Source organism: Micromonospora sp. LOL_024 (assembly GCF_048060415.1).
Taxonomy (GTDB): domain Bacteria; phylum Actinomycetota; class Actinomycetes; order Mycobacteriales; family Micromonosporaceae; genus Micromonospora.
Genome location: NZ_JBHMIS010000024.1, coordinates 51281 through 75061 on the forward strand (window position 1 = coordinate 51281; position 23781 = coordinate 75061).

A 23781-nucleotide genomic window follows, 5' to 3' on the forward strand; every position below is an offset into this window, starting at 1 on the left:
CCTTCATTTCGCCAGGCAGTTCCGCAGCGAATCGGCGTTGAAGCGCATCATCTGGACGTAGGTGGCGGCCCGGTCGTCGAGGGTGTCGCCGTAGATCTCGCAGACCCGCACGTCGAGGGACCTGGCCACCTCGGTCAGGGTCGACGACCGGGCCCGAAGGTTGGGCTCCAGGAACACCGCCGGCACCCGCAGGTTGCGGATCGTGTCGGTGAGCCGCCGTCGGTCGACGAGGCTCGGCTCGGCGGCCGGATGCGGCGTGACGAAACCGGAGATCTGTACGTCGTAGGCGGCGCCGAGGTAGCCGAACGCGTCGTGGGTGGTGATCAGATGGCGGCGGCCGGGCGGGATCTGCGCGACGGTGTCCCGCACGTACGCGTCGAGAGCCTCCAACTCCGCGACGTACCCGGTCGCGTTGGCCCGGTACTGCATCGCGCCGTCCGGGTCCACGCCGATCAGGGTGTCCCTGATCAGCTCCACGTAGGAGATGGCGTTGCGGACGTTCTGCCACAGGTGCGGGTCGATCTCGCCGTGCACGTGCTTGCCGAGCACCGCCTGCGGGAGTTGGTGGATCTGGGTTCCGGGCCGACCGAGAAAGCGGAACGCGCGGTCGGCCGGCACCTGGGCGACCGCCTTGTTCGGCACCTCGATGACGGTGCGCGACGGGTCATGGATCCGCTGGTGGGCGTGGCCGTCGCCGTGCGGGTCGTCCAGCAGGTAGATGGCGGGCTCGTCGCGTGCGACAGCGTCCAGGTCGATGGTCAGGTCGGCGTGGCCGGAGCGCAGGACCGTGGCATCAGGCATGTCCGGGACGCTGTGCGGGTCCACCCCGACGGCGAAGGTGAACGTCTGCTCGCCCAGGGGTACCGGCCGGGTGTCAGGGGTGACCGCAAGGTGCGCCACCATGCTCAACCGGTACACCCCGGGCTCGGCGAACGCCCAACTCATGTGCGTGTGCGCATCGGGCGGCAGGGTCGCGGTGTCGTCCCGGTAGCCGTTGGCCGCCTCGAAGCCGTCGGCCGAGTTGAGATAGAAGGTCGGTCTGCCGAACGACTCGGTCAGGTAGGCCGCCATGACACCGGGACCGGTCACCGCTGTCGCGCTGAGCAGGACATCCGAGGCGCGGTTGGCGCCGTAGCTGGCACCGGCGCCGCGTACCCGCATGCCGAGCCAGATGGCGTCCAGAGCGATGTTCTCCACCAGCGGGATGATCTCGGCCGCGTACTTGACAGCGCCTTCGGCCAGCGAGATGTTCGGCACCCCGTCGCGCAGGTTGGCGTCGAGCGCCTTGATGATGGCGTGCTCCTCCAGCAGCATGTAGTTGCTGAAGGCAACATCGGCGTAGACCACGTTGCGCACGTCGCGCAGGGAGGGCTCGTACGCGTGCGGATCGGCGCCGTCGGGCACCAGCGAGCTGACCACGACCCGGTCGCCGCCGACGTTGCGCACCAGGTCCTGCAGGATGCCGGTCGTCGTCACGACCTGGATGCGCCCGTCACGATCGCTGAGCACGTCGACGCGAGCGCACCCGGCCAGCCCGACGCCGAGCACGACCAGCACGACCAGCCAACGCGCAGAACGCACGGTTCCCCCCCTCCGAGGATCGCGGAGCAGCAGGCTACCACGCTAACGGGAATCATTATCATGTGAGTCGTCGGCGGCCTGACGAACGGCCCCGCCCGATCCGCAGGCGATGCGGACCGGGCGCGGCACGGACGAGGCGTACGGCGGATCAACCGACCTGGAAGGTGAACTGTTCGGTGGTGCTCACGGTCTGTCCGTTGGCGGCCCGCACCCCGCTCACCTGGAAGGTCGCCACGTAGGTGCCCGCCACGTCGAAGCCCCAGTTGGCGTGTGCGTGCACGTTGCGGTTGACGTTCAGGCTGTCCGGCAGGCCGTCACCGCTGTCGAACAACACCGTGGGAGTGCTGCCCGAGGCGGTGAAGATACTGAAGCCGCCCGGCCCCTGCACATTGGTCAGCCGGAACACCACCCGGTTGTTCTGGAGGGCGCCGCTGGCCACCTCGGTGGTGTTCCAGCCAGCCCAGAGCAGCCCGGCGGTGTTGGTCTGCGGCAGGACGTACGCGTAGCCACCGCTGCCCAGGAACGACCACGCCGAAGCCGACGGCACCGGCGTGAACGCCGCGGCCGGGACGCTGAAGACGACGGTGGACGGATCGCGCCCGACCGGTGTGGAACCGGTGTCGTCACGGACACTGACCACGATCGGACCACCGGCGGCGTGGTTGACGTCGATGACGTCGACATGCCCACTGGTCAGCTCGATGACCGCAGCCGTGGCCGGCGTGGCAGCCGCGAGCGACAGCGCTCCCGCCATCAGCGCCGACGTGGCACCAGCGAGCCAGCGACGGGTGTGGGTGCTCCACATGCCATTCTCCTATGTGTCTACCGGCTGTCAGGGCAGGACGACGAAGCGCAGGTAGACCGAGTCGGACTCGACAACGGTCGTGGTGCCGGCCAGGGTGGCGCTGGCCTTGACCTTCAACAGATAGACACCAGCCTTGCTGAAGGCCCAGTTGGCGTGCAGGTGGTCGCCGACCGGCAGGTCGACCACGTCCGGCAGGCCGTCGCGACTGTTGGCCAGCACCGTCGGCAGGCCGAACAGGTTCTCGGTGTAGATGGCCACCTGCCCGGAGCTGGGGGCGCTGATCAGCTGCTGCACCGTCAGGTCTACCGAGTCGCCCGCGAAGACTCCCGCCTCCAACTCCTCGGTGGCGATGCCGGCCCAGAGCAGGTCTTCGTTCTGCACCTGCGGCAGGACCCACACCGGGGAACCGGCACTGCCCAGGAAACCGAAGGCGGGATCGGCGGGCACCGTGGTCTTCGCCGCCGGCTTGACGACGAAGATCACCTCGGAGTGGTGCCGGTGCACACCGGGCTCGACGGTGTCGTCGTGCACGGCGAGTTCGAGCTCGCCGTCCTCGTACTCCACCTCGATGACGTCGACGTGGCCGGAGGACAGCACCACCGGCACCGTCAGGCCGTGGGCCTGCGCGGGCGCGGCAGGAACGACGAGCGCCGCGATCATCGCGGCACCGGCCACCAGCGCACCCGTGGCGCGACGGCGGGTTGCGGTCAACACGAGACAGACTCCTCTCCCAGTGGCCCCTGGCGGACCACCTGGGCATAATGGTATTCGTTTTCATCAGGTGGCGATAGAGGTGCCGCGGCCGAGGTTGTTCGGACACCAGACGAGCAGGGGACCAAGGCTCCGGTTGAGCCATGGTCCCCTGCTTCGCACCAGCGAACGCCCGCCAGGGTCGGCGTCAGGGCCTCGACCCGGCGTCCGGTCAATCGTTGCGCGGCTGACCCGGGGCCCCGCCCGAGGCAAGCCGGTCCGCTTCACCGTTCCCTCAGGCGGTGACCGTGAAGGCGGCAGCGGGCTCCACCCGGAACTCCGGGTCGATCTGCCCGGTGAGGTCGACTCCGGCGCGGTCGCTGGCCCACGCCTCGGCGTTACGCCGGTGAAACTCCTGGGCCAACCGGGTGAACGCCGCCCAGTCCTGCGCGGTGCGGTCGACGACGTCGGTCAACCGTCCGAGCACGGCCCGGTTCGCCTCCTCCAACTCCTCCAGTGGCCCGACCGTGCCACGTTCAGCCCGCCGCACGTACGCCGAGCGGCCCACCCAACCCAGCAGGTCCGCGCCGACGTGTTCGCGCAGGAACTCCACATCGGTGGCGTCCTCGACCTTGTTGCCGACGACCGACAGCGCCACCCCGTAGTCGCGGGCGTAGCCGGCGTACTGCCGGTAGACGCTGATGCTGCGCACAGTCGGCTCACACACCAGGAACGTGCGGTCGAAGCGGGTGAACAAACCCGACGCGAACGAATCGGCGCCCGCGGTCATGTCCACCACCACATACTCACCCGGGCCGTCGAGCAGGTGGTTGAGCAGCAACTCGACGGCACCAACCTTCGAGTGGTAGCAGGACACGCCGAGATCCTCGGCGGTGAACTCGCCGGTCACCGCCATCCGCACCCCGCCCACGTCACGTACGCACGCCGCGTAGATCGGGTTGTCCTCCAGCACCCGCAGCAACCGCGAGCCCCGGCCCGGCGGGGTGGTCTTCACCATCTCGGCCGCCGACCCGATGCGGGGGTTGTCGCCGCGCAGGTACTCCTTGATCTCCGGTAGGTGCTCACCCAGCGATCTGGCCGCCGTGGCGGCGTGCGCCGGCCCACCGAGGGCCACCGCGAGGTGCTGATTGATGTCGGCGTCGACAGCCAACACCGGCCGGGCCCCGTCGGCGAGGTGACGGGCGAACAACGCGGCAAGGGTGGTCTTCCCGCTGCCACCCTTACCCACGAACGCGACCTTCATCGCCGCCACCTCAAGCCGTCGCTAATGGTAACCGTTTCCATAGTCGGCATGGTAACGGACCGTTTCGCCCGCCTGCCGTCGAACCCGCCGATTGCGCAGGAACAGGTCATCTATTGGACAAGGTCCGCGCGACGCGCGGTCGCCGCCGGTCGCTGCCCGGCGAACAGAAACGGGTGCCCGCCTACGCCCGCCCGGCCCGCCGAGCCTCGGTCGGATCAGCAGTCACGCAGCTCGGGCGACTGGTTGAGCAGCTGCCCACGCACCGAGGTGAACCGGCGATAGGTCTCGGAGTCCACTGCGGAGGGCCGGAACGCCGCAACCCGGTGGCAGTTCTGGAAGGCCAGCTTCACGCCGAAGTGCCGCTCCAGGCTGGCCCTGATCGCGTCGCTGGCCAGGGCCCGCAGCAACTGACCCCGCTCGGCCTCACTCGGTGGCGGGATCTCGTTGTCGGCGAAGGCGGCGTCGGAGCCGGCCAGGTCCGACGCGACCCGACTGACGGTCTGCCAGGCGTACGGCAGCGACTCACGGACGCAGGCCACGAACGACTCATCGTCGACCGGCCCGGACTCGGCGGCCCGCAGCAGATCCGGCGGCACGGTGAGAGACATGCTACTCCTCGTTTAACGATCACGGTTGTCACTGTCGTCACCGCCGAGCACACCACGCGAATGACGCTGCGTCAATGCATCGACACAGGAAGGTACTCATCCGCCGTGGGCCAGGGCGCGCTTGTCCGGCTTGCCACTCGGCCCCACCGGGACCCTATCGATGTGCTGGATCGTCTGCGGGGCCGCGGCCTGCCCCAGCGCCTCCGCCACCAGAGCACGCAGCCGTCCGGCATCCGGTGAGTGACCGGCCGCGGGAACCACATAGGCGTGCACCGCCTCTCCGGTGACGTCATCGGGCCGGCCAACGACGTATGCCTCGGCTACGGCGGGATCGGCGACGAGGACTCGTTCGATCGGGCCGGCGTACACCAGGTTGGCGTTGACGATGACGATGTCCCGTACCCGGCCGAGCAGGTGCAGGTAGCCGTCGGTGTCCAACCGGGCCAGGTCGCGGGTGCGTACCCAGCCGTCGACGAAGACGGCGGCACTCTCGGCCGGGTCCGCCCAGTAGGCGGCGGCCTGCGCCGGTGTCCGCACGAACAGCTCACCCTCGGTGGCGGCACGGCCGTCAGCGTCCCGGATGGACACCTCGACGACTGCGGGTGGCCGGCCGACCGAGGCAAGCGTGGCCGGGGCCGCCGCCATCTCGGCCGGCGTCACCATCGCGATCATGCCGGCCTCGGTCTGGCCGTAGCCGTGGAAGACCACCGGGCCGAGCACGTCGAGCGCCTCGGCGAGCCGGCCCGGGGTGAGCGGGGAGCCGGACACCACGAGCGCCCGCAGACTGCTCAGGTCGGCCGGGTGGGTTCGCTGGTCCTGGACGAGTTGGTGCAACTTACCGACGGTGACCAGACTCGCGGTCGCTCGATGCCGGGTGATCATGCCGGCCAGGCCGGCGGGCTGGCCGGCGACCAGGGTGCCACCCGCGGCCAACGTGAGTATGCCGTACTCCAGCATCACCTGGCTGCTCAGCGAACCGAAGACGAGGAAGCGCCGCAGCCGGGGGGCGAGGTCGGCGATCGCCGGCGGCCAGCGGCCCGGGTACGGAGCCCACGCCGCACTCATCGCCGCGTAGGTCTGGGCGCAGCCCTTTGGGGTGCCGGTGCTGCCGCTGGTCCACGTGATCCGGGCGACATCGTTCGGGCGCCCGGCGGCGACCAACGTCGCTCCGTCGTCGGGTGTGCCCGCCAGCTCGGCGAGACGGGCGTCGTCGACCAGCAGTGCGTTGTCGCTGCCGAGCAGGTGGGCGAGTTGCGCCGGGGCCAGGTCGGGGCGGATCCCGGAGACCCGGGCACCGACGGCGTACGCCGCGATGATCGCCGCGAACGCCTCCGGGGTGGTGCCGAGCCGCAACGCCACCCCGACGCCGGGCCCGGCCCCGCCGGCGCGCATCCCGGTGGCGATGCGGCGGACCAGCCCGGACATGTCGGCAGCCGTGACCACCCGGTCGCCATCCTCGAAGACCGGCCGGTCACCGCCCGTGGCGAGCAGGTCCAGAACGGCCTGCGGCCACACCTCAGCCGGCATCGGAATAGTCGCGGCCGACGCGCTCCAGCAGAGCAAAGAGTTGGCGCCCGGCCGGTCCGGCCACATTGATCAGGCAGTCGTGCGTCATGCAGCGCAACGTATCGGCCCGATCTCAAAGCGTTTTGAGAATCCGGTTCTAGGGTGCCATCGCATGACGACAGAGGTAGACCTCGCGGTACCACTGCGGATCGCCGACCTGATTGCCGCCCTCGACCCGATCACGGTCGTGGTCGGTACGGAGGTCCGCGATCGGGTCACGACCGGACGCATCTTCCTGTCCGAGGTGCTCGGCGACGACCGTGCGGTGTACGGAAGCACCACCGGCTTCGGTGCCCTCGTGGGGTACGCGGGCCGGGCCGACCTGCGCGACCAGGCCGACAACACCCTCGCTCACCTGGGTGCGGGCCAAGGCCCGGACCTCGCTCCGGAGGTCGTTCGCGCGACCATGCTGATCCGGGCCTGGTCGCTGGCCCGTGGCGCGTCGGGGGTGTCCCCACACGTCATCGACGCTCTCGCGGCGATGCTCGCGACCACGTTCGTTCCGGCGATGCCCCGGCTGGGTTCGGTCGGGGCCAGCGGTGACCTGATCCCACTGGGCGCGGCGGCCCAGGCCTTGCGGGGCCGGGGGTACGCCTATCTGGAGGGTGTCCGGCTGCCCGCGGCCGAGGCGCTGGAACGCGCCGGTCTCGAACCGCTGCCGTTGGACGGCCGGGACGCCCTTGCCCTGGTCAACGGCGTGTCGCTGACCACTGCGGCGACCGCGCTAGCGCTGTCGGCCACCCGCGCGTCGCACCGGGCGGTCCAGGTGCTCACCTGCCTGCTCGCCGATCTGCTCGGGTGCGACCCGCAGTTTCTCGATGCCCGGCTGCTGCGCGCGTACGCTCACCCGGGCGCGACCGACGTGGGCGAGCGCATGCGGCGGGTCAGCGCCGGGCTGGTCTCGTCCGGCAAGCGTCCACTGCAGGAGCCGTACAGCATCCGGTGCTCCCCGCAACTGCTCGGCGCGGCCGAGGACGCCCTGCGCTACGTCGATGCCGTCGTCACCGCCGACCTCGGCAGCGTCAGTGACAATCCGCTGTTCTTTCCCGACGAGGATCTCGTCGTGCACGGCGGCAACTTCTTCGGGCAGCCGGCCGCGTTCGCCGCCGACCTGCTGTCGATGGTCGTGGCGCAGGTCGGCAACCTCGCCGAGCGTCAACTCGACCTGCTCGTGGACCCGAACCGCAACGGCGGCCTGCCACCGATGCTGGCCGCCGGCCCGGGGCAGCAGCACGGGTTGCAGGGCGTGCAGCTGGCCTCGACCGCCCTGATCGCCGAGATCCGCCGGGACGCCATGCCGGCGAGCATGCAGAGCCTGCCGACCAACCTGCACAACCAGGACGTCATCCCGCTCGGCACCCAGGCCGCGCTGCGGGCGCTGGACCAGGCCCGGCTGCTGCGCCTCATCGTCGGGTCGCTCGCGGTTGGGCTACGCCAGGCCGCGCACGTCGGCGCGCGGACGCCGACCGCACCCGCATGCGTCGAGGTGCTCGCGGCGCTGGCGGCGGCCGTTGCTCCGGTCGACCCGGACCGGCCGCTGGCGGACGACGTACGCCGTGCTGCCGATGTCGTCGAAAAGCTCGCAACCTCTCCGACTTCAATCTGAAGGTGGCCGCTGTGACGCTTGACTACCTGATCATCGGGGCCGGTCCGGCCGGCCTGCAACTGGCCGCCCTGTTCGAGGCCGACGGCAAACGCGACTACCTGGTGCTGGAGGGCGCGGCGATGCCGGGCGCCTTCTTCGCCACCTTTCCTCGCCACCGGCAACTGATTTCCATCAACAAGCCGCACACCGGCTCCGACGACCCCGAGACAAACCTGCGGCTGGACTGGAACTCGTTGCTCAGCGACGATCCGGCGTTGCGGTTCACCAGGTACACGCAACGGTATTTTCCGGACGCCGATGTGATGGTCCGCTATCTGGCGGACTTCGCCGCGAAGACGGGGGTGAAGGTTCGGTACGGCTCCCGGGTAACGTCGGTCGGCAAGGTGGACGGGATCTTCGAGGTCCGGGCCGGTGAGACCTTCCGGGCGCGACGGCTCATCGTCGCCACCGGTGTCGCCAGGCCGTACGCGCCGCAGATCCCGGGCCTCGAACTCGCGGAGCAGTACGCGGACATGTCCGTCGATCCGCGTGACTACCTCGACCAGAAGGTGCTGATCATCGGCAAGGGCAACTCCGCGTTCGAGACCGCGGACAACCTGATGGAGACCACCACTCTGATCCACCTCGCCGGGCCGAGTTCGGTCCGGATGGCCTGGCGCACCCACTACGTGGGGCACCTGCGGGCGGTGAACAACAACTTCCTCGACACGTACCAGCTGAAGTCGGCGAACGCGATCCTGGACGGCAACATCAGGCGCATCGAGCGCGACGGCACCGGCTTCAAGGTGACCTTTTCGTTCTCCCGGGCGGACGAGGCGACCAAGGAGCTCTGGTACGACCGGGTGCTCGCCTGCACCGGTTTCGCCTTCGACCCGTCGATGTTCGACGACACCTGCCGTCCGGCACTCACGATCAAGGACCGCTTTCCGGCCCAGACGTCGGCGTGGGAATCGGTCAACGTCGCCGACCTGTACTTTGCCGGCACGCTCTCCCAGGAGCGCGACTTCAAGCGCTCGACCAGCGGTTTCATCCACGGATTCCGTTACGGCGTCCGCGCGCTGCACAAGATTCTGGAGCGGCGGTACGGGGACACGCCGTGGCCGTCGGAAAAGCTCGACGCCACGCCGGAGTCGATCGCCGACGCCGTCGTCGCGCGGGTCAACCGCACCTCCGCCCTGTGGCAGCAGTTCGGCGTCCTCGGTGACGTGGTCACCGTGGCCGGGCCCGACGCGCGCTACCACGACGAGGTGCCGGTCGAGTACTTCGCGCACACCGGCCTCCGCACGGCCGACCATGACTACGCGGACGCCTTCGTCGTCACCCTCGAGTACGGCCCCGAGCACGACCAGGTGGATCCGTTCGACGTCACGGTCAGCCGAGTGGCGCAGGATGTCGTCGGCCAGGCCCACGACGCCGCCTACCTGCACCCGGTCGTCCGCCACCTCCGTGGGGGGCAGGTCGTCGCCACCCACCACCTGGCGGAGAACCTGGAGAACCGATGGGATCGGCCGGAGGTCCACGTCGCGCCGCTGGCCGCGTTCCTCGACCGCTGCCTGAGCAGCGTCGATGGTTAAGATGCTCGCGCCGGACGGTGCGGAGCTGAACCTGGCTGACGTGGCCGCCGGCGCGCGGCTGCGCCTGAACCCGGTGCACTGGGACTTCTTCGCGGGCGGGGCCGGCGACGAACGTACCGTCCGGGCCAACGAGGATGCGTTCACCCGCCGTCGCGTCCTGCCCCGGATCCTGCGCGGTGTCCGCGAGCGCGATCTGCGGATCTCGGTTCTCGGCAGCCGGATCTCGATGCCGGTGCTGATCGCACCGACCGCGTTCCACCGGCTGGCCCATCCCGAGGGTGAGGTCGCCACCGCGCGGGCCGCCGCCGACGCCGGCACGGTCATGGTGATCAGCATGGCCGCCACCCGGCCGGTCGAGGAGATCACCGCCATCGGCGGGCAGCTCTGGTTCCAGCTCTACCCGCAGTCGGACCTCGGGTTCACCTCGGCTGTGGTGCGGCGGGCGGAGGCCGCCGGCTGCGGTGCCCTGGTCGTCACGGTCGACTCGCCCGTGTTCGGCCGCCGGGAACGCGACCTGCGTCACCGGTTCGTCGATCTGCCGCCCGGACTGGTCTGCGAGAACATGCGCGACGCGAGCGGCCGGGTCCGCGACATCGAGATGGACGCCGGGCTGGACTGGAAGCGGATCTCCTGGCTGCGCGGACTCACGACGCTGCCGATCCTGCTCAAGGGGGTGCTGCACCCCGCCGACGCCCGGCTGGCCGTCGAACACGGCGTCGACGGCGTGCTGGTCTCCAACCACGGGGGTCGACAACTCGACGGAGTGGTCGCCACCCTGGACGCGTTGCCCGCAGTCGTCGAGGCAGTCGAGGGGCGGCTGCCGGTGTTGGTCGACGGCGGCATCCGCCGAGGGACGGACGTACTGGTGGCGCTGGCCCTCGGCGCGACCGCGGTGCTGGTCGGGCGTCCGGTGATCTGGGGGCTCGCGGTGGGCGGCACCGCCGGGGTGCGGCACGTGCTCGACCTGCTGCGCGCCGACCTCGACCAGGCACTGGCGCTGGCCGGCGCCACCGGGCCGGGTGACCTGAGCTGCGACCTCGTCGCCACGGTGGCACGCGGATGAGCGCTCTGGCCGCCCTGATCGCCCCCGTGGTGTTAGGTGCGGCCTGGACCGTCCCGCACTGGCTGCCCCCGACGGTGGTCCGGCTCCGGGAGTGGGTCTTTGCCAGGGTCAACGGCGTCGAAGGCGTTCCGGTGCCGGGACCGACCGTCGGCGTCGAGCACTTCGAGCGGGTGTACTCGGATCCGGCGGCCGACGGACGCAGCCGGGGCGCCGGATTGTCGGACCTGTTCTGGTACTGGTTGGCGCCCGGCCCACACATGCACCAGGAACATCTGGAGCCCGGTGAGCGCTACCGGACGGTCGCTGCCACCACCAGGCGGGTACTCGCGGTACGGCGGGAGCGCTCGGACGAACTGGCGACCGCCGCCACCAGCCGGGTGCTCGACGGGTTGCCGACGGACCAGATCAGCCACGTCCGGCTGCGGGACCTGATGATGCCGGTGTGGGCCGAGGTCTACTACGAGTTGGTCTTCGACGAGGCGTGTCCACCAGCCGCGCGCGAGTTGATCGTCGCCAACGCGGACGACGTGGTCTCCGGGCTCAAGTGCACCGGCCTGCGGCACATGGATCGGCGCGACCGGTTGACCGCCTATCTGCGCCACCGGATCGGGGTGGGGACCTGTCCGGTGACGCTGCCGCCACCGTTCACCACCGAGGAAACGGCGTGGTACCTGCAGGGCGCCTTTTTCAGCACGGCTGTCGTGCAGATGGCCGAGGCGATGACACACGTGCTGCTGGCCCTTGCCACCCACCCCCACCTACGGCCCGACCTCGACGATGACGACGCGCTGGACCGGGTGATCGACGAGACGCTACGGGTGCATCCGCTCTTCGGTGTCGCGCACCGGATCACCTCGGCGCCGATCACGTTGCCCACCGGGGTGTCACTCCCCGCCGGGTCGGTGTTGCTCTTCAACTATCTGGCGTTCCACCGCAGCGGCGCAGCGGGCGACGACCGGTTCGTTCCGGCCCGGTGGCTGGCGCTCACGCGCGGCGACGCGCACTTCATCCCATTCGGTGTCACCGCGAATCGGGCCTGCCCGGCCCGTGGTGTCGCGCCGGTGATGATGCGCGCCTCGACCCGCGAGGTGCTACGCCGGTATGCCCTGGACTCCTCGGCCGCACACACCCGGTCGCTGCCCAGCCGAGGTCCGGCGTACCTGACGCCGGCCGGGATCACCGGCCCGGGGCGGCTACGGCTGGGTGCGATGCGACTGCGGGACCGGTGGGCCGACGTGGGCCGCAGTGTCCGGCAGTTGGGGTTCGGCACCTGGATGGTCGTCGACGCCCGGCGGAAGCGGTTGTGCACGAACTACTTCGAGGAGACTGCCCGATGACCCCGACGGAGCTGGCGCCACGGTTCTTCATCGCGGTCGCGGTGATCCTGGTCTTCTGCAGAGGGGTGGCGTGGTTGCTCGGCAGGGCGGGCCAGCCCCGCGGTGGTCAGCGAGATGCTCGCCGGCGTGCTGCTCGGACCATCGCTGCTCGGGCTCCTGCTCCCGGATGTGCAGCACGCCCTGTTCCCGGCCCCCCCTGCTGCCGGTCCTCTGTGTCGTGGGCCAGGTCGGCCTGGTGCTGTTCATGTTCCAGGCCGGATACGCGTTCAGCACGCACCGCGTCGCCGCAATGGCCGGCACTGCCGGCGTGATCTCTCTGGCCGGGGTCGCCGCGCCGTTCCTGTTGGGTGCACTGCTGGTCCTGGTGACCTCCGGCTCCGTGTCGATCAGGGCCGACGGGATGCCGCCCGGGTGTCGGCCGCGTTCGTCGGAGTCGCTCTGGCCATCACCGCGTTCCCGATGCTGGCCCGGATCATCACCGAACGCGGCCACGCCGGCACCCGGCACGGCACCCTCTCCCTTGCCAGTGGTGCGATCGACGACGTGGTCGCCTGGATCGGGCTCGCCGCCGTCCTGGCCTTCGCCTCCGGCCGGGTCGGCCCCGCGATCGTCACCCTCGGCGGCGCGGTCCTCTTCGGACTGCTGCTCTGGCTCGGCGGGCGCGGTAGACAGCCGCGCTGATGACCGGCCGTGGCCTCAACGACCGCGCCCGGCTACTCGGAACGGTCGTGCTGCTCTTCCTGGTCGCCTGGTACACCGACGAGATAGGGCTGTATGCGGTTTTCGGTGCGTTCGCGATCGGCGTGGTCATGCCCCGGACCGACAACCGAAAAAGTGGTGGACACTCTCACCCCGTTGGCCGCGACGGTCTCTCTGCCGTTGTTCTTCACCTACTCGGGCCTGCGCACGGAGTTCGGGCTGCTCGGCACGATGCCGGTGCTGCTCTTCGCGCTGGCCTGCGTGGCGGCGGCGATCGTCGGCAAGTTCGGTGCGTGCTGGGGCGCGGCCAGACTCCGAGGTGAACCCCAGGGGGTCGCGCTGCGGGTCGGCGCGCTGATGAACGCCCGCGGCCTGATGCAACTCGTCGCGCTCAACGTCGGGCTGGAGGCAGGCATCGTGAACCCGTCCCTGTTCACCGTGCTGGTGCTGGTCGCGCTGGTCACCACGCTGATGACGACACCGTTGCTGAGCTGGATCGAGCGCCGGGAGGTTCGATCGACCGGCACTCCATACACGCCGGCCCTGGCGAGGTCAAGCATCTGAAGAGACAACTATCACCACTCTCATCGACCCTGACCTATGCGATCGTTGACGCATGCACGGCAGAGAATCGAACCGGCTGCTGCTGGTCGAGGATGACGAGGACCTGACGGAGTTACTCACCGAGACGTTGGCCCACGAGGGCTACGTCGTCGACCGGGCTTCCGACGGGCAGCGCGGTCTCCATCTAGGACTGACCCGGACCTACGACGTGATGGTGATCGACCGTCTGTTGCCGGCGCTCGACGGACTCGACCTGGTCACCCGGCTGCGCTCCCGGGCGATCCCGGCCCGCACACTGATGCTGACCGCGCTCGGCACGGTCGACGATCGGATTGCCGGACTGGACGCGGGCGCGGACGACTATCTGGTCAAACCCTTCGACCTCGACGAGCTGAGCGCCCGGATACGGGCGCTGTGCCGGCGCACGCCCGAGTCAACCCACATGCTCCGCATCGGCGCCGGGCTACTCGACCTGGCGCCACGCGACGCGATACTGGCCGACGGCACCCGGGTGGCGTTGTCCACCCGCGAGTTCGAACTACTGCAGGTACTGGCCACCCGACCGAACGTCGTACACTCGCGGGCGGCGCTGCGTCGCAGGGTCTTCGAAGAGACCGCCGCGGCATCGATCGTGGACACCTACGTCTACCACCTTCGACGCAAGCTCGGCCGCGCGGTGGTACGCACCGTGCACGGGTTCGGCTACCGCCTCGGTACGCTCTGATGGAGTTGGCCGAACAGGCGATCGTCCGACGCACCCGGATCCGGATCGGCCTGCTCGTCGGCGTGACAATCGGTGCCCTGCTGCTGCTGGCCGGCAGCATCTCGTACGCGGCCCTGATCCGCAGCCAGGAGGCGCAGATTCAACGTGAGCTGGAGTGGGGCACGAGACACGGCACGATCGCCGGCCCACCAGCCTGCAGTTGGATCTTCCAGTACGACGGCACCACCGTGGACACCGGCACCAATCCGCCACCTCCCGGCTTCCCGTTGGGCGATGCGCTGGACGCTGTGGCAGCCACCCGGGCCACCCAGATCACCACGGTCGCGCGTAACGGAACGATCTACCACGTGCGCACCGAGGCCCGCGACGCACACGTGATCCAAGCCGTGTTCGACGCGCGTTTCCAGCTCTCCGACCGCCGGCACCTCCTGCTCGCGTTCAGCCTCGCGGCGGCCGTCGGGCTGCTCGCCGCAATGCTGACGGGTGTGCTGGTCGGCCGCCGGGCCGTCGCGCCACTCGCCGAGGCACTGACCCGGCAGCGCCGCTTCGTCGCGGACGCCAGCCACGAACTGCAAACCCCGATCGCCCAGGTACACACCCGGGCCCAGTTGATTGCGCGGCGGGCGCGAACCTTCGGCACGGCCACGGACCTGGACGAGCTGGAACGACTCATCGGCACCACCCGCAGGCTCGGCGAGATCGTGGACGACCTGCTGCTCTCGGCCCAGCTTGCCGCCGCTCCCGCCGGCCGGCCGCCGAACCCTCCGGTCGATCTCACCACGTTGATCGCGACGACGGTCGCCGCCGAGGCTGAACGCGCCGCCGAGCGCCAGGTCAGCCTGACGGTGGACACCCCTGGTGGCCCGGTGCCGGTGCCGGGCGTGGAGTCGGCGCTGCGCCGGGTCGTCGGCGAGTTGCTCGCGAACGCGCTGACCCATACTCCCGCGGGAGGCCGGATCGACGTGAACCTACGTACCATGGACAATTGCGCCGAGCTTCTGATAGCAGACACCGGGGAAGGCTTCGACCAAGCGGACGCGGAGCGAATCTTCGACCGGTTCCACCGCGGCAAGGGCTCCGGGGACCGCCGCTTCGGACTGGGGCTCGCCCTGCTGCGGGAGGTGGTCACCAGCCACCACGGCACGATTGAGGCCGAGGGTCACCCGGAGCGCGGCGCCCGTTTCACGGTGTGCCTTCCCACGACACGATCGTTGATCACGCCGGGTAGCGTCTCGCGGCTCGAACGCCTTCGGTGGAGGCAGCTCGGCGCGGGTCGCGTACTCACCGCCCGGAAGCCGGCGCGTACCAGATCCACCCAACGCTGATGGCGCTGGCGGGTCTTTCTGCCGCGACAGCCTGTGGCCAGTTGGCACTCGCCCAGGCCAGCGCCGCCCAGCGGTTCGAACGGCTGGCGCTGGCCCGACCGCCTGTTGGTGACCGGGGGTGCGCGGCAGGACGGGCGTGCCGCTTGAGCAGGAAAATACACGATTTATTCCCCTCACCGCGTCGCAGGACACTAACCAACAGGTCATGTACGGCGTGTGACCGCCCTTGCGTATAACCCCGCCCTTCCCAACTGGGCGGCGATCCCCCGATCGACAAAGACCCGTGTCACACGCTCGGATGTCCTTGAGGTGCGGAAATCCTGGACGACGACCAGCCGGCGGTCGCCAGGTGATCACCCGTAGCCCAATCCTGACGCGCGGCACCCAAGGGGATCAACGATTGTGCGATTTGCTTATGCACTCATTTGATAGTCTTTTGGCTATGGTTCGACACGTTCCTGAGCGGCGACGTCTGGAGCCAAGCCTGCGTCAGATGCGCCTCTTCCTCCTCCTTGCAGAAGAGCTTCACTTCGGGCGGGCCGCCCGGCGCGCCTTTCTGGCGCAGCCAACACTCAGTCAGCAGATCCGGGCGCTGGAGGAGCGCTTGGGAGTCGACCTCGTACAGCGTTCCTCCCGTCAGATCGACCTCACCGAGGCGGGGCGTGCGCTGGTACCCGAAGCCCGCCGCCTGGTCGCCGCGATGGCCGACTTACAGGCAGTCGCCAATGTTCACGCGCGGCGACTGCACGGCTGCCTCCGGGTCGGCGCCATCGGTGGCGAGGCGTTCATGCCCTACGTCATCGATATTCTGGCCGAACTGTCTGCCCGGCATCCCGGGATTGACGTCGAGATCCGTTCGGTCAACCTGGTCGAGCAGGTCTACGCGCTGCCCCGCGGCGAGATCGACGCCGCGTTCCTCCGCCCACCGCTGCCGGCCGGATTTCGAGGCCTCCACCTGTCAAGTGAGCGGCGCATCGCCTGCCTCCCCGCTGAGGATCCGCTGGTGAACCGAGCGCCGCTGACCCTGGCCGACCTGTCCGACCACCTGGTGGTCGACGTTCCGATCCCCGAGCTACGCGCCTGGTGGGATTTCTGGACGGTCAACCCACGCCCCGATGGCAGCCCTGTCCGCTACGGACCGGTGGCCGGTGACATGGACGCGCTCCTGTCGGCCGTCGCCCGTGGCCAGGCCATCGCCTTCCTACCTGCCGAGGCCCGCGAGGACTACTCCCGCCGTGGCGTCGCCTACGTCGACGTCATCGATCTCCCGCTCTCCACCGCCGCCCTGGCGTGGCTTCCCGATACCGACAATCCGCTGCTCACCGCCCTACTGCACGCGGCACGTTCGGTGCTGCAACGCAAGACCTACGGGCTCGACCGGTCAGACGTGGACGGAGAAGCCGCCGCTGTGACCGCCCGCGTCGGTGTGCCTGCCCTCCCCGGGCGAGGGCAGGTGGCCGGCGCGGTCGGTAATCCGGGCCGTTTCGGCGGTGACCCCGATCGCCGTCGAGCCCGCGACGATGCCCAGGGCCAGGCGGCGGCAGATCGGGCCGCCCGCCCAGCACCATGAGGATCGTCAGAAGCGGCCGGCATCGGAGGGCCCGGGAGGAGGTGTCACCGCACCTCGGCCTCATCCAACGCGCCTCATCATCCCCGGGTGGGGCTGGCTCGCCGCGCTCTTCAGTGCGTCGGCACTCGGCCTGAGCTAGTGCGGGGTCAGCGCCGGGCGTCGCCCGGGCGACCCGGCCTCGTACCGGAGGCCCGGTGACCGACGCGCGGAGCCCGGACCACCGAGGCAGATCCCGCCCCCGGGCGGAAGTCCCGAGCCGCACCGGCCACCATCTCGTCAGGATCATCACAGAGCGCCTGCCGGATGTGCGGCGGTACGACCTCCGACCTCGCCACCGCCATCCGCACCTGCACCGACCGGTCGTCGACCAGACGTCGCAGGTCCGTCTCGGCCAACTCGACCGCGAGCACCAGCGCCACGCGGACATCCACCACCGGGTCCTGGGCGAGCGCGCTGCGCTGGGCGGCAGTGGTCCGCGGATTGCGGGCGAGCCCCTTACGTACGCGCGCGGTGCGATCGGTCATCATGGCGGTGATCACATCGGGGTCGTGGGTGTGGGTGGCCAGCCGTTCCCGCACCTCGGGTGAGACGTCGCCGACCAGCCGCGCCGCCAACTCGGGCTCCAGTTCGCGGGTCTCCGCGAGGAGACCGCGAAGCTCCTTGTCAGGAGCCTCCGCCATCACCCGGCGGATCGACTCGTCGCAGGCCGGGTTTCCGGCGACCGCCCAGCGGACCCACCGGTCGGCGTCGGTGACGAGTAGCCGGAGATTGGCGATCGAGGTCGAGGAGTTCCTCGCCACGGCCTCCCGGACGTCACGGTCACGGTCCCGGGTGAGCGGTCGGAGCGCCTGAGCGGGCGCGTCGATGCGGGTCGCGACCGCCTTCCGGACCACCGCCGACGGATCGGACGCCAGGTCGATCAGGGGCAGATGTGACGTCGTGGGGTCCTGCGCGAGAGCGAGCCGCGCATCGACGCCGTCACCGGCCACACCGTCCGTGGCGGCATCTGGCCCGGAGTGACCGTTGGACCCGTCGACATCCTGCTGTTTCCCCATGGCGCCATCATGTCACGCGCCGGTCGGGGCACCGGCGACCCTTGCCCCTGGGCGTGCGACCTGCTGGGAGTGCGTCCGCTGACGTCGATGTGTGGCCGCCCGCGGCAGCGTTTCGGTGGCGCTGGTATAAAGAGAGCCTGCCTTCTATGGTTGACCGATGGCATCGGTCAAGGAGATCCAGGTCACCTTCGACTGCACGGAACCTGAGCGCCTCGCTCGCTTCTGGTGCGAGGTGTTGGGATACGTCGTGCCACAGCCTCCGGAGGGGTTTGCTTCCTGGGGCGACTTCGATCGCGCGCTGCCACCTGAGTATCAGGGTTCGAGGTTCGCCTGCGTCGATCCCTCAGGCGTGGGTCCACGACTGTTCTTCCAGCGCGTTCCCGAGGGGAAGGTCGCCAAGAACCGGCTGCACCTCGACGTACGGGTCGGCATCGGGCTCGTGGGTGCAGAGCGCCTGGCCGTACTTGAGGCCGAATCCGCGCGACTGGTCGCACTCGGCGCGGTTCATGTGCGGCTGCTGGCCGCCGACAGCGCCAACGAGTCGTGCATCGTGATGCAGGACATCGAGGGCAACGAGTTCTGTCTCGACTGAGGGGCCGCGCAGATGGTGCCTCCGCGCTTGTTCCTCACGTGGCACGTGGCAACATGCCACATGGGGTTGGAGGCGCGGAGCGATGGGGATCGGGACGACACCGGAGGAACAACTGAAAGTGTTCGGGGCGCAGTTGTACGACGCCATCGGGTCCGCCTACCCGGCGACGCGACGCACCGAGCCGCGGGTAGCCGCACGCATCTGGGCTGCGCTGGGGGACGCGCGAACGGTGCTGAACGTCGGGGCTGGCACCGGCTCCTACGAACCCCCCGACCGCGTCGTCACGGCGGTGGAACCATCGGCGGTCATGCGGGCGCAGCGTCCGGTGGGCGCGGCACCGTGCGTGGCCGCCGCTGCGGAGAGCCTGCCGTTCGAGGACCAGTCCTTCGACGCCGCGATGGCGGTAAGCACCGTCCATCACTGGCCGGACCCGATTGCCGGGCTGCGTGAGATGCGGCGGGTGGCCCGCCGCGTGGTGGTGTTCACCTACGACGCCGACGACACCGCCTGGCGCCAGCGGTTCTGGCTCACCCGCGACTACCTGCCCGAATTCGCAGACCTCCTCGTCGGCTGGCCGTCCCTGGCCGACCTGGCACGGGCGATCGGAGGACGTGCGGAACCGGTACCCATCCCATGGGACTGCACTGACGGCTTCTTCGAGGCGCACTGGCGCCGCCCCGAGGCGTACCTGGACGAAACGGTCCGCCGCGCCGTGTCGGTATGGACCAGAGTCGGGCCGGAGGCAGAGCAGCGGGCGGTGGACACACTCCACGAAGACCTCTCCTCGGGCCGGTGGGCCGAGCGCAACGGCGAACTCGTCGCCCTCGACTGTGCCGAGCTCGGCCTCCGCCTGCTCGTGGCCTGACCACCGGGCGGGAGAACACCGTCAAGGGCAAGCCGGCTCCACTGCACCAGCGGCGTCAGTCCTGCCCGACGACCTTGACGTCCTTCCAGAAAGCGACCCGGTCGCGGACCATCTCGGCCCCGCCCAGCGGCTCCGGGTAGTACCAGACCGCGTCCGCGCTGGTCGTCCCGTCGTGCTCCAGCGTGTAGTACGACGCGGTGCCCTTCCACGGGCAGAACGTGTGGGTGTCGGAGTCCCGCAGCAGGTCGTCGCGGAGCGCCGCGCGGGGGAAGTAGTGGTTCCCCTCGACCACGACGGTGTCCGGGCTCTCGGCGATGACCAGGTCGTTCCAGATTGCTCTCGGCATGCTCCTCAGCCTATGCCGGCCCGCGACCGCCCGGTCGTCGCTATCGCGGCACCTCGTGCAGAGTGACGGCGTCGAGCCGACCGCCGGCCAGTTGGGTGGTGAGGTACGTCGCGTACGGCTGACGGCGCCGATCGGTCGGCGAGCCGGGATTGAGCAGCCGCAGCCCGCCCGGCGCCTCGCTGTCCCACGGAATGTGGGAGTGGCCGAAGACGAGCAGGTCGCAGCCGGGGAACCGGGTCGCGCACCGCCGCTCCCGGCCGCCAGCCGGGCCGGTCTCGTGCACCACCGCGATCCGCAGTCCGTCGACATCCGACCGGGCGATCTCCGGCAGCCGGGCACGCAGGTCGGGCCCGTCGTTGTTGCCGTACACGCCGAGCAGCCGGGCGCTGCGCCGCTGCAACTCGTCGAGCAACGACACGCTGACCCAGTCGCCGGCGTGGATGACGAGGTCGGCGGCGTCGACGGCGGCCCACAGTCCGGACGGCAGGTCACGGGCACGTTTCGGCAGGTGGGTGTCCGCCATGATGACCAGCCGCACACGGTCCAGCGTAGCCGCGCCCGGGCCCCGGGTCGGTCGACCCGGTCAACCCGCCGCCCGGCACGCGCGCCCCGCCGCGGTGAGCTGCCCGCCTGCCCGGGCCACCGCCGCGACGACGACCAGCTCGGCGGCCACCCCCACCGTGAGCGGCCTGCCGAAGCCGGCGGCACGACCGGTCCAGCCCGAACGCACTCCCGGGTGTGCAGAGCAAGTCACTTGCACCACAGCGGGTCGGGCCGGCCGGACCAACCCGAAGTCTGGAGGTCCAGATCCCGCACGGCGGGCGTACAGTTCCTGGTCGGACATGGGGCGGGCCGGGAGTCCGGCGCAAGGAACGGAAGAGACAGCAGCGGCATGGCGGCGGACAACATGACCGAAAACAGTCAGCACGGCATTGACCAGGACCGGCTGGAGACCTGTCTCAGCGTGTTCGAGGCGTTGGAGGACCTGCCTGCCGATCACCCCGACGTGGTGCGGGTGCAACGGGCCACCGCGAGGCTCTACAAGATGATCAAGCAGCGGCGGCGTGAGGAACGCCGGGACGCCATCGCGGCGGCCGACCGCGCGGTGACGGCGGCCACCGCCACCGGCGCCCCGGGTCGGATCGATGACGAGACGCAGGGCATCCCGCTCGCCTCCCCCACCCCCGGTACCACTGCCGGCGTCCTGCACAATCCGCGCGGCTGCTACGTCTGCAAGCAGCGATACCGTGAGGTGGACGCCTTCTACCACCAGCTCTGCCCGCCCTGCGCCGCGCTCAACCGGGAGCGCCGCGACGCCCGCACCGACCTGACCGGCCGGCGCGCGCTGCTCACCGGCGGCCGGGCGAAGATCGGCATGTACATCGCGCTGCGGCTGCTGCGCGACGGCGCGCACACCACGGTGACCACGCGGTTTCCACACGACGCGGTCCGCCGGTTCGCCGCGATGCCCGACAGTGCGGATTGGCTGCACCGCCTGCGGATCGTCGGGATCGACCTGCGCGACCCCGCCCAGGTGATCGCTCTCGCCGACTCGGTCAGCGGCCAGGGGCCACTCGACATCCTGATCAACAACGCGGCGCAGACCGTCCGCCGTACTCCCGGGGCCTACGCGCAACTCGTCGCCGCGGAGGCCGCGGCCCTGCCTGACGGCCCGCTGCCAGAGATGATCACGTTCGCCAAACCGGCCGGCCGGAGCGACCCGGCGGGCCGCCTGACCGCCGGGGCGCAGCCGGCGATCACCCCACAAGCCCTCACCGCGCTCGCGCTGACCAGCGGCTCCGCCTCGCCCGAGCGAATCGCGGCAGCAACCGCCATCGACGCCGGTGGTCTGGTGCCGGACCTCGACCCCGTCAACAGTTGGGTGCAGCGGGTGCACGAGGTGGACCCGGTCGAACTGCTAGAGGTGCAGCTGTGCAACGTGACCGCGCCCTTCGTGCTGGTCAGCCGGCTACGACCGGCGATGGCAGCAGCAACCGCCCGCCGCAAGTACGTGGTGAACGTGTCGGCGATGGAAGGCCAGTTCGCCCGCGGCTTCAAGGGGCCGGGGCACCCGCACACCAACATGGCCAAGGCCGCGCTGAACATGCTGACCCGCACCAGCGCCGAGGAGATGCTGACCGACGGCATCCTGATGACCAGCGTCGACACCGGCTGGATCACTGACGAACGGCCCCACCCGACGAAGATGCGGCTGGCGGACGCCGGTTTCCACGCCCCGCTGGACCTGGTCGACGGCGCGGCCCGGGTCTACGATCCGATCGTCCGCGGCGAACAGGGCGAAGACCTGTACGGCTGCTTCCTGAAGGACTACGCAGCCGGCGCCTGGTGACCAGCTCCCCGATTCGCTGCCGAACCAGACAACGGCGTGAGGTGGCGGGCGACGGCCGCGCCAACCCCTCCATGACTGGCACGTCCGGGCCAGGTGGCAGCACCAGCAGCCAATTGTCGGGCGCGCCGGATCCGGCCGCCGGGAACGACTCCTTCAGCGCAGCCGCGAGCGGATGGGCGGCAAGATCACCGACGATCGCCCAGCGTCGCCTGGTACCGTGGCGCGCTGCCGGCGCCGGGGCGTGCACAAACCGGTCGGTGAAGGCCCGCACCCAGGAGGCGACGCCAGTCACCGGATCGTCCGCGGCGTCGCCCGCCTCCGGGAGTCTGCCCAGCATCGCGACGAACTCGGCAATGGTGGCGGTGGCCAGCGCGGGTGGCGTCACCGGGGCGGCCCGGCCCAGCGCGGCGGCCGTGTCGGCGGCCAGTCCGGTCAAGACCGCGCCCGGGCCCACCTCGACGAGCAGGTCAACACGCTCCAGCAGCGAGCGCAACGCCGCACGGAAGCGAACCGGCTCGGTTAGTTGCGGGTCAAGGTCCACCGGGTCGAAGTCGTCGGGCAGCCAGTCGCCGGTCACGGCGGAGCACACCGTGCGTCGTGGCCGGGCCCACGCGAACGCGGACAGGTGTCGCCGGAGGGGGTCCACGGCGTCGCGCATGAGCGGCGAGTGAAACGCGTGGGAGACCGCCAACCGGGTGGCGGGCAGTCCGGCCGCGACCGCCGCGCCGACACCGGCCATCCCGCCCGGGACCGGGCAGGCGCTCATGGTCGCGCCGCGTGCCCGCACCAGCGCGACGGCATCCTGCTCGGACAGCGCACCGGCCCAGCTCAGCGCCGTGATCTCACCCATGCTTGTGGCCGATCGCCGCTTGCGGCGGGATCGGGCGGAAGGCGCGCCGTCGGGCGAGCACGCTGTCCCACAACCTGCTGGGTGTCGGTGCGTCGGGGTAGCGGCAGGCCATGCCCGCCACGACGGCGGTGTCGTCCATCTCACTCCCCCGTCTCAGGCGTGCACGCCGGCCGGTACCGCGGCCGACTCGGGGCCCGGGTCGGCGGCCGAACGTGATGTGCATCGATACCAGCATGCCGTACACCCCGGCGGTGGAAATTTGATGCTCAAATAGGGAGCTTACTTTTCGATAGTTAATGGTCGATGACTCTACGCCCTGATGGGTCTCCCCTATGCTTACAGAGGTCTCGACCGGGAGCGATGTGAAGCAGACCCCGACTCCGATGACAATTCAGATACTCCGCTCGATCCGCGCAATCCACGGACCGGTGGAGGTGGATCTGGGCTCCCGCAGGCAACAGGCAATCATCGCGCTGCTCGCGCTACGGCACGGCGAGGCCGTGCCCACCGACGCGATTGCCGAAGACCTATGGGTAGGGCGTGCGCAAGGTGGTGGTATGCCCGTTCTAGCCGATTCCGAGTAGTTGTAGGGATCGGTGCGGGTTCCGATTGTTTTGGCGGAGCGATGGTTGTGATGCCGGCGAGGTGGAGCAGGCTGATCGCGGCCGAACTAACGACTCAGGACACTAGGCCGTGTCTCCTGGATCATGGTTTGGGGCGGTCCGGTTTCGCGCGTAGCCAGATGAG

General features: G+C 70.0%; 22 protein-coding genes and 1 pseudogene. 12 read left to right on the top strand and 11 right to left on the bottom strand.

Annotated elements, in window-relative coordinates; all coding sequences use genetic code 11:
- Positions 1-3 precede the first annotated feature (3 nt).
- The 6 genes from ACFHWY_RS21390 to ACFHWY_RS21415 form a co-directional block, all read right to left on the bottom strand.
- The gene (locus tag ACFHWY_RS21390) at positions 4-1581 is read right to left on the bottom strand and encodes an anchored repeat ABC transporter, substrate-binding protein (protein WP_416582008.1); all 1578 of its coding nucleotides are present in this window, start codon (positions 1579-1581) and stop codon (positions 4-6) included.
- 148 nt (positions 1582-1729) lie between these two features.
- Positions 1730-2386: a choice-of-anchor M domain-containing protein gene (locus tag ACFHWY_RS21395; protein ID WP_416582009.1), complete on the bottom strand. Its 657-nt coding sequence runs from the start codon at positions 2384-2386 to the stop codon at positions 1730-1732.
- A gap of 27 nt (positions 2387-2413) precedes the next feature.
- A complete protein-coding gene (locus ACFHWY_RS21400) occupies positions 2414-3046 on the bottom strand; it encodes a choice-of-anchor M domain-containing protein (RefSeq protein WP_416582032.1) in 633 nt (210 codons plus the stop codon).
- 325 nt (positions 3047-3371) lie between these two features.
- Positions 3372-4340, bottom strand: coding sequence for an ATP-binding protein (locus ACFHWY_RS21405; protein ID WP_416582010.1), 969 nt, complete (start codon positions 4338-4340; stop codon positions 3372-3374).
- Between the two features lie 215 nt (positions 4341-4555).
- A complete protein-coding gene (locus ACFHWY_RS21410) occupies positions 4556-4948 on the bottom strand; it encodes an SCO5389 family protein (RefSeq protein ID WP_416582011.1) in 393 nt (130 codons plus the stop codon).
- A gap of 96 nt (positions 4949-5044) precedes the next feature.
- Complete coding sequence (locus ACFHWY_RS21415) at positions 5045-6475, bottom strand: class I adenylate-forming enzyme family protein (RefSeq protein WP_416582012.1); 1431 nt, start codon at positions 6473-6475, stop codon at positions 5045-5047.
- Positions 6476-6626: 151 nt separating this feature from the next.
- On the opposite strand from ACFHWY_RS21415, the gene ACFHWY_RS21420 reads away from it, so the two are divergent.
- The 9 genes from ACFHWY_RS21420 to ACFHWY_RS21460 all read left to right on the top strand — a co-directional run bounded on the left by ACFHWY_RS21420 (position 6627) and on the right by ACFHWY_RS21460 (position 16976).
- Positions 6627-8120: an aromatic amino acid ammonia-lyase gene (locus ACFHWY_RS21420; RefSeq protein WP_416582013.1), complete on the top strand. Its 1494-nt coding sequence runs from the start codon at positions 6627-6629 to the stop codon at positions 8118-8120.
- 11 nt (positions 8121-8131) lie between these two features.
- Entirely contained in the window at positions 8132-9694 is a 1563-nt protein-coding gene (locus tag ACFHWY_RS21425) for an NAD(P)-binding domain-containing protein (protein WP_416582014.1), read from the top strand.
- Positions 9687-10757 (top strand): alpha-hydroxy acid oxidase, encoded by a 1071-nt coding sequence (locus tag ACFHWY_RS21430; protein ID WP_416582015.1) that lies wholly within the window; start codon positions 9687-9689, stop codon positions 10755-10757. Before ACFHWY_RS21425 ends, ACFHWY_RS21430 begins: the two co-directional genes overlap by 8 nt.
- Positions 10754-12094, top strand: a complete 1341-nt coding sequence (locus ACFHWY_RS21435) for a cytochrome P450 (RefSeq protein ID WP_416582016.1) — start codon at positions 10754-10756, stop codon at positions 12092-12094. Before ACFHWY_RS21430 ends, ACFHWY_RS21435 begins: the two co-directional genes overlap by 4 nt.
- 411 nt (positions 12095-12505) lie before the next feature.
- A complete protein-coding gene (locus ACFHWY_RS21440) occupies positions 12506-12775 on the top strand; it encodes a cation:proton antiporter (RefSeq protein WP_416582017.1) in 270 nt (89 codons plus the stop codon).
- 153 nt (positions 12776-12928) lie between these two features.
- Positions 12929-13357 carry a cation:proton antiporter gene (locus ACFHWY_RS21445; protein WP_416582018.1) on the top strand — a complete coding sequence of 143 codons (429 nt, stop codon included), beginning with the start codon at positions 12929-12931 and terminating at the stop codon, positions 13355-13357.
- A 52-nt stretch (positions 13358-13409) separates the two neighbouring features.
- The gene (locus ACFHWY_RS21450; RefSeq protein ID WP_416582019.1) at positions 13410-14081 is read left to right on the top strand and encodes a response regulator transcription factor; all 672 of its coding nucleotides are present in this window, start codon (positions 13410-13412) and stop codon (positions 14079-14081) included.
- Positions 14081-15406, top strand: coding sequence for a sensor histidine kinase (locus ACFHWY_RS21455; RefSeq protein WP_416582020.1), 1326 nt, complete (start codon positions 14081-14083; stop codon positions 15404-15406). The genes ACFHWY_RS21450 and ACFHWY_RS21455 overlap by 1 nt, the downstream gene beginning before the upstream one ends.
- A 349-nt stretch (positions 15407-15755) precedes the next feature.
- Complete coding sequence (locus tag ACFHWY_RS21460; RefSeq protein ID WP_416582021.1) at positions 15756-16976, top strand: LysR family transcriptional regulator; 1221 nt, start codon at positions 15756-15758, stop codon at positions 16974-16976.
- A gap of 146 nt (positions 16977-17122) precedes the next feature.
- Here the strand turns inward: ACFHWY_RS21460 and ACFHWY_RS21465 are convergent, their stop codons facing one another.
- Entirely contained in the window at positions 17123-18031 is a 909-nt protein-coding gene (locus ACFHWY_RS21465) for a hypothetical protein (protein WP_416582022.1), read from the bottom strand.
- Positions 18032-18188: 157 nt separating this feature from the next.
- Here ACFHWY_RS21465 and ACFHWY_RS21470 point away from each other — a divergent pair, with 157 nt between their 5' ends.
- A complete protein-coding gene (locus tag ACFHWY_RS21470; protein ID WP_416582023.1) occupies positions 18189-18623 on the top strand; it encodes a VOC family protein in 435 nt (144 codons plus the stop codon).
- 79 nt (positions 18624-18702) lie between these two features.
- Positions 18703-19488, top strand: a pseudogene (locus tag ACFHWY_RS21475) (class I SAM-dependent methyltransferase); the annotation flags it as partial.
- 55 nt (positions 19489-19543) lie between these two features.
- Here the strand turns inward: ACFHWY_RS21475 and ACFHWY_RS21480 are convergent.
- Genes ACFHWY_RS21480 through ACFHWY_RS21490 form a run of 3 tightly spaced genes read right to left on the bottom strand, consistent with a single transcriptional unit; the run spans position 19544 to position 20564 of the window.
- Complete coding sequence (locus ACFHWY_RS21480; protein ID WP_416582024.1) at positions 19544-19834, bottom strand: DUF427 domain-containing protein; 291 nt, start codon at positions 19832-19834, stop codon at positions 19544-19546.
- Positions 19835-19874: 40 nt separating this feature from the next.
- Positions 19875-20372 carry a metallophosphoesterase family protein gene (locus ACFHWY_RS21485; RefSeq protein WP_416582025.1) on the bottom strand — a complete coding sequence of 166 codons (498 nt, stop codon included), beginning with the start codon at positions 20370-20372 and terminating at the stop codon, positions 19875-19877.
- Between the two features lie 45 nt (positions 20373-20417).
- Positions 20418-20564 (bottom strand): hypothetical protein, encoded by a 147-nt coding sequence (locus tag ACFHWY_RS21490; protein ID WP_416582026.1) that lies wholly within the window; start codon positions 20562-20564, stop codon positions 20418-20420.
- A 177-nt stretch (positions 20565-20741) separates the two neighbouring features.
- Between ACFHWY_RS21490 and ACFHWY_RS21495 the strand changes: the two genes are divergently transcribed.
- A complete protein-coding gene (locus tag ACFHWY_RS21495) occupies positions 20742-22184 on the top strand; it encodes an SDR family NAD(P)-dependent oxidoreductase (protein ID WP_416582027.1) in 1443 nt (480 codons plus the stop codon).
- 842 nt (positions 22185-23026) lie between these two features.
- On the opposite strand, the gene ACFHWY_RS21500 is transcribed toward ACFHWY_RS21495, so the two are convergent.
- Positions 23027-23173 (bottom strand): beta-ketoacyl synthase N-terminal-like domain-containing protein, encoded by a 147-nt coding sequence (locus ACFHWY_RS21500; protein WP_416582028.1) that lies wholly within the window; start codon positions 23171-23173, stop codon positions 23027-23029.
- Positions 23174-23781: the final 608 nt, after the last annotated feature.